The sequence below is a fragment of the Streptomyces sp. NPDC047028 genome, assembly GCF_040644095.1.
Taxonomy (GTDB): Bacteria; Actinomycetota; Actinomycetes; order Streptomycetales; family Streptomycetaceae; genus Streptomyces.
In genome coordinates, this window is record NZ_JBEYVS010000100.1 from 1 (window position 1) to 5,728 (window position 5,728).

Below are 5,728 nucleotides of genomic sequence, written 5' to 3' on the forward strand. Positions count from 1 at the left end.
CGCAGGTCTACGTGGCGAGCGTGCCGAACCTGAAGCGGCTGTGGTCCGAGGGCCGGACGAACCCGTTGGGCAAGGAGGTGTGGAAGCTGGGCATCGGCACACACCCCGTCCGGGTGGCGGAATGGCAGACGCGCTAGCTTGAGGTGCTAGTGCCCTTTATCGGGCGTGGGGGTTCAAGTCCCCCCTCGGACACAAGTGCTGGACATGTGATGGCGAGGGCCTCGACCGTACGGTCGAGGCCCTTTGCCGTGTACGCGTGTCCTCGTTCGCGATGCCGGGCCGGCCCGCCGGCCGCCGTTCAGGCCGCAATACGGAACGTGTCGTCGAGCCAGTCGTAGACGCGGGCCAGGGACAGGCGCATCGCGCCGGGGTGACAGTGGGCGCCCGCGCCCTCCTCGGCGGTGAACGCCATGAGGGTCTTGGCGCAGGTCAGGTGGTCGTAGAGCTGTTCGGGCTGCCCCTTGAAGAACTCGTCCTCGGCGGCGTCGCACACGAGGGTGGGGCACTGGATCCGCTCGGCGATGCCGTCCCGGAGCGTGTAGTCGAGGTAGGAGGCGTTGAAGGCGCGGGGGGTGCTGACGCCCATGACGTACATGCCGTGGTTGATCGCCCAGCGTGCGGTGGCGTCCTGGGTCATGATCCGCTCGTAGGCGGCGTCGAGTTCGGGGGCGGTGTCGGCGCGCAGGAGACGTTCGGCTTCCTCGCGGTCGCCGGGGACGTTGCGGACCGATGTCTGGCCGAGATCGTAGAGGCCGTCGAGGGTGATCAGCGCGGCGAGGCGCTGCTCGAAGGCCGCAGCCCTCGGCGCGAGCAGGCCGCCCATGCTGGCGCCGAGCAGCGCTATGCGGCCGCGGTCGACCTCGGGGAGCGTCTCGGCGAAGTCGATCACGGGGGTGATGACGTTCTCCCAGTCGGGGCGGAAGACGAGGTCCTGGTGGTGACGGGGGCCGGGCTGGCCGGGGCCGTCGAAGGTCAGCACGGTGTAGCCGCGTTCGACGGCGGCCAGCGCCCCGAAGAAGTGCATCTCCTCCGCGGTGCCGTCGAAACCGTTGTGCATGATCACGGTCGGGCGGGGGGTGCCGGTGGTGTCGGCCCGGTAGAGGTAGCCGGGCAGGGTGGTGTCCTCGTAGGGGATGCGGACCGGCTCGATGACCGGGGTGAACAGTGCCGCCGCTGCCTGGAAGCAGGCCACGCTGCGGTCGTAGGCGTGGTCGTGCCGCGGGTCGCAGGGGTGGCCGTGGAGGAAGAACTCCGCCGAGCGGTAGTAGTTGGAGGCCCGCAGGAACCCGTCCCTGGCGCTGACCGGGTGCCCGGCGGCCAGGGCCTTCCCGGCCTCGGCGGCGACCCGGTCGGCCGTGGCCAGCCACTCGTCGTGCCAGCTGTCGTAGTCGCCCTCGGTGATGCGCGCGCTGGTGGAGACCACCTCGCCGAAGTCGGCGCCGCCGTAGGCGATGTGACTCATCGACCGCAGGGTCTCGTACCAGAACTGGGAGTTGTCCGGGAACAGCAGGTTCGTCATGGCAGCCTCCTCGTCGCCGTAAGCACAGATATGTGCTTACGGCGACGACTCTAGACCCGTCCGGGTCGCGAAGCAAATATCTGTGCTTACGATGAGGGGGTGACTTCGAAGGAACCGACCGCACGCGTCCGAAAGAGCCCCGAACAGGTCCGTTCGGCCGTCCATGAGGCGGTCGTCGATCTGCTGTCCGATCCCGACGGCGCCGAGCTCACCGTCCCCGCGATCGCTCAGCGCGCCGGGGTCAACCACACCAGCGTCTACCGGCGTTGGGGGAGCCATGAGGCCGTGCTCGCCGACGTGGTCACCACCCGGCTCGAACGCGACTCGCCGCTGAAGGACACCGGCAGCCTGCGCGGGGACCTCGTCGCCTGGGTGGAGGCGGGGGTGGCGAGCATCCGCACACCGGAAGGCCGCCTGCTCGTGCGCGCCCTCGCCCTGTCCATGCCGGGCAGCACCACAGCGCAGGCGGAACGCGTCCAGCACTTCCGGCGCCGTATCGCCTCCATCGAGGCCATCCGGGAACGGGCCGCGGCCCGCGGCGAGACCCCGCCGACCCTGGAGGAGATGCTGGACCAGCTCCTCGCCCCGCTCTACGTACGGGCGATCTTCGGCATCGACCCGCCGGCCTCCGGCTACCCAGGACTCCTCGTGGACAGACTGCTCGCCACCTCGAAAGCGCCGGGCGCGGCGGGATGAGCGCGCTTCCTTTCGGAAGTCTTACGACCTTGAACCAGTTGCCTCCGAAAAAGTCCCCGGACCGATGCAACCTGCCCGTGCGCCCGTGCGTATAGGAGGCGATACCGCACCTCAACACGGGGGAAACTCATGTACGTGGAACGTTCGGCCGGCCGGACCGCCGGCCGGCTCGGCGCCGCCTTCCTGGCGGGCGCCGCTCTGCTGTCGGCCGTCGGATGCTCGACCGATGCGGGCACCGGTCTTCGTTCGTCCGCCGCCACACCGAGCGCCGCGGCGCACGCCAAGGGCGCGGGGGACAAGGACGGCGGGACGGGTAAGCCGTCCACCGCACCGACCTCGCCGAGCACACCGTCCATGCCGGAACCCGCCGTCCTCGCGCGGGCGACCGTGCACGTGCCCGACCGGCAGACGGTCGGCGTCGGCATGCCGATATCCGTCACCTTCCCGCGGCCGGTGCCCGTCACCGAGCGCGCGGCCGTGGAGAACTGGCTGCGCGTGCGTACCTCCTCCGCAACCACCGGCGCCTGGAGCTGGGTGCGGGACCACAACCTCCTGGACGGGCAGCGTCTCGACTTCCGCCCCACCACCTACTGGCGGCCCGGCACGAAGGTCAGCCTCCGCGTCGGCTCGCACGGCGTCCGCCACTTCACCGTCGGCCGGTCCCTCGTCGCCACGGTCGACACGACGACGGACATGATGACCGTCGACACCGGCGGGAAGGAGAGCCGCATCCCGATCACCGCGGGGAAGCCGGGGCGGGACACCTGGAACGGGACGATGGTCGTCATGGACAAGCAGCCCAAGGTGCTCATGGACTCCAGCACCGTGGGCATGGGCCCGAACGACACCTACCGCGCCTACTACCACTGGGCCCTGCACCTGACGACGTCGGGGACCTATGTGCACCAGAACCCGCACGCGGACACCGCCGCCGGGCGCAGCAACGTCACCCACGGCTGCGTCGGACTGGCCACGACGACGGCCAGGGGCTTCTACGACCAGGTGATGGTCGGTGACGTCATCAAGGTCACCGGGGCGCACAAGCCCGTGGTCGCCGTCGGCAACGGCTACGGCGACTGGAACCTCAGCTGGAAGCGCTGGCTCGAGCACAGCGCCACCGGCGCCACCCGCACCGCATGACCCCGGCCGCGGCGGCGCTGCGTCACGAGCCCCGCGCCGCGAGAAGAGAGCACGACAGGGTGACCGAGGACGAGTTCGACCTCTTCTACACGGCGGCCTACCCGCGCCTGGTCGGCCAGCTGTACGCCCTGACGGGCGACCACGCCGAGGCCCAGGACGTCGTCCAGGAGGCGTTCATACGCGCCTGGGACCGGCGGGCGTCGGTCCTGAACGGCGAACGGGACCCCGAGGCGTGGATCCGTACGGTGGCTCACCGGCTCGCGATGAGCCGCTGGCGGCGGGCACGCCACTGGTGGCACCTGGTCCGGGGCGACCACGCCACCCGGCCGGTGCCCGAACCGGGGCCGGACCACGTGGCGTTGGTCGCGGCTCTGCGGCGACTGCCGGAGGCCCAGCGCACCGCGATCGTCCTGCACCACCTCTGTGATCTGACCGTGGAGCAGACGGCCGCCGAGACCGGTGCGGCCGTCGGCACCGTCAAGGCGCGCCTGTCACGCGGCCGAACCGCGCTCGCCACCCACCTCGTGAGCGACGCACCGCACCCGACGGAGGAAGCCTGTGCCTGACCAGCAGCCCCCGCAGCTCCTGTCCGAAGCGGATCTGTCCGCACGGCTCCACCACCTGGCCGCGCAAGGCGCGGCCCCGGTCCTGACCATGGGCGCACAGGTCAGGAGCCGGGCGGTACGCCGGCGCCGCAACCGGCGTGCCGCACTCGCCGCCACCGTCCTCGGGGCGGCGGCCGTCACCGTGGTCACCACCGGCGCGCTCGGCTCTCCGGCCGAGTCGTCCCGGCCGAGCGCGCCGCCCGCGGCCTCCCTGTCCCGCACCCCCACGCCCACCCCGTCCCCGGCGCACGCACAGCGGGTGACGGTCGATCTGGACACCTACACCCTGACCGTCGGGGGCAAGACCTTCCGCATCGGCAAGCCGTCGGAGAACTGCCCGATCGGGGAGACGGAGGTCACGGTCACCGCGAAGTACCCCTCCATCGCCCTGCCGCCCGACAGGATGACCAAGTACGTGCCGGTCATGCGCTGGGTCGTCGCCTTCACCGACCGCAGTCACCATCAGCGGATGCTGACGTTCGCGCTCAACCCCGACGCCGGTCTCAGCGCCATCGGCAACGAGTTCGACGCCGGCGCCATCGCCCTCTCGCCCCACGACGGGAAGTGGGTCTACGACGCCGTCCGGCTGGGCGCTCATGTGGAGATCAAGGGCCGTCAGGGCGCGAGCGCGGACCCGGATTCCGTCTGCCTCGAACGCCGGCCCATCACCGGCAACCACTGACCGCCCACAACTCCTCGCCGTCCGCCCCATTGTGCGGCCTCCGCCGGGCCTTTACTGTTCGACTTTGCCTGAGTCTGTTTGAAGTTGGGCGATCGAACGGTCGGGGAGGCCAAAGTGCACAAAGTCCAAGGCGGTTCCGGGAGTCCGAGACCCCGCCGCCGTCCGAGGTGGCGGCCCGTCCTCGCGGCGGCCGCGACCCTCGCGCTGTCCGCGGGCATGACGGCACCGGCCGTCGCGGGGCAGGCCGCCGGTCCGCCGGCGGCGTCCTCGTCTGCGCCCGGCCCAGGGGCGCACAAGGTGAGTTTCGACGGCTATTCGTTCCTCGTCGACGGCAAGCGCACCTACCTGTGGTCCGGGGAGTTCCACTACTTCCGGCTGCCGAGCCCGGACCTGTGGCGCGACATCTTCCAGAAGATGAAGGCCGCCGGCTTCAACTCCACCTCGCTGTACTTCGACTGGGGATACCACTCGCCGGGGCCGGGCGTGTACGACTTCAGCGGGGTGCGGGACGTCGACAAGCTGCTGGACATGGCCCAGGAGGCCGGGCTGTACGTGATCGCGCGCCCGGCGCCGTACATCAACGCCGAGGTGGACGGCGGCGGGCTGCCCGGCTGGCTGACCACCAAGGCGGGGCACAACCGCAGCGACGACCCGGAGTTCCTGAAGTACGCCGACGAGTGGCTGACCCGGATCGACCGGATCATCGCCCGCCACCAGCTGACCAACGGCACCGGCTCGGTCATCGCCTACCAGGTCGAGAACGAGTACTACAACGGCTCGGCGGCCGGCCACTCCTACATGAAGCACCTGGAGGACAAGGCCCGCGCCGACGGCATCACCGTCCCGCTGACCGGCAACAACAACGGCACCTTCAACTCCGGCACCGGCGCCCTCGACGTCGACGGCCCGGACTCCTACCCGCAGGGCTTCAACTGCTCCAACCCCTCGCAGTGGCGCGGTGTCCCCGACATCAGCTACGACCACCCGGCCGGACGGCCGCTGTACACAGCCTGCTCGACCTACGGACGGTCCCGGAGGAGGACGACGACCGGCTCGCCCACGCCGTACGGTCGGCGGCCCGGCCCG

6 protein-coding genes, 1 tRNA gene and 1 pseudogene are annotated in these 5,728 nt (G+C 70.8%); 7 read left to right on the forward strand and 1 reads right to left on the reverse strand.

The genetic code is table 11. The features are described from left to right. A pseudogene (locus tag ABZ854_RS36760) lies at nt 1-95 on the forward strand (SGNH/GDSL hydrolase family protein); the annotation flags it as partial. A 12-nt stretch (nt 96-107) separates the two neighbouring features. Then, a tRNA-Leu gene (locus ABZ854_RS36765) sits at nt 108-192 on the forward strand. Nucleotides 193-298: 106 nt separating this feature from the next. Here the strand turns inward: ABZ854_RS36765 and ABZ854_RS36770 are convergent. Continuing rightward, nucleotides 299-1,519 carry an alpha/beta fold hydrolase gene (locus ABZ854_RS36770; RefSeq protein ID WP_361220282.1) on the reverse strand — a complete coding sequence of 407 codons (1,221 nt, stop codon included), beginning with the start codon at nt 1,517-1,519 and terminating at the stop codon, nt 299-301. Between the two features lie 99 nt (nt 1,520-1,618). Between ABZ854_RS36770 and ABZ854_RS36775 the strand changes: the two genes are divergently transcribed. The 5 genes from ABZ854_RS36775 to ABZ854_RS36795 all read left to right on the forward strand — a co-directional run. Further along, complete coding sequence (locus ABZ854_RS36775) at nt 1,619-2,215, forward strand: TetR/AcrR family transcriptional regulator C-terminal ligand-binding domain-containing protein (RefSeq protein ID WP_361220285.1); 597 nt, start codon at nt 1,619-1,621, stop codon at nt 2,213-2,215. A gap of 135 nt (nt 2,216-2,350) precedes the next feature. Then, nucleotides 2,351-3,355 (forward strand): L,D-transpeptidase, encoded by a 1,005-nt coding sequence (locus ABZ854_RS36780; protein ID WP_361220288.1) that lies wholly within the window; start codon nt 2,351-2,353, stop codon nt 3,353-3,355. 59 nt (nt 3,356-3,414) lie between these two features. Then, on the forward strand, nt 3,415-3,921 hold the full coding sequence (locus ABZ854_RS36785; RefSeq protein ID WP_361220294.1) for a SigE family RNA polymerase sigma factor: 507 nt from the start codon (nt 3,415-3,417) through the stop codon (nt 3,919-3,921). Then, the gene (locus ABZ854_RS36790; RefSeq protein ID WP_361220291.1) at nt 3,914-4,642 is read left to right on the forward strand and encodes a L,D-transpeptidase; all 729 of its coding nucleotides are present in this window, start codon (nt 3,914-3,916) and stop codon (nt 4,640-4,642) included. The genes ABZ854_RS36785 and ABZ854_RS36790 overlap by 8 nt, the downstream gene beginning before the upstream one ends. Before the next feature lie 216 nt (nt 4,643-4,858). Continuing rightward, the coding region (locus ABZ854_RS36795) for a beta-galactosidase (RefSeq protein ID WP_361220297.1) at nt 4,859-5,728 on the forward strand (870 nt) is incomplete at its 3' end.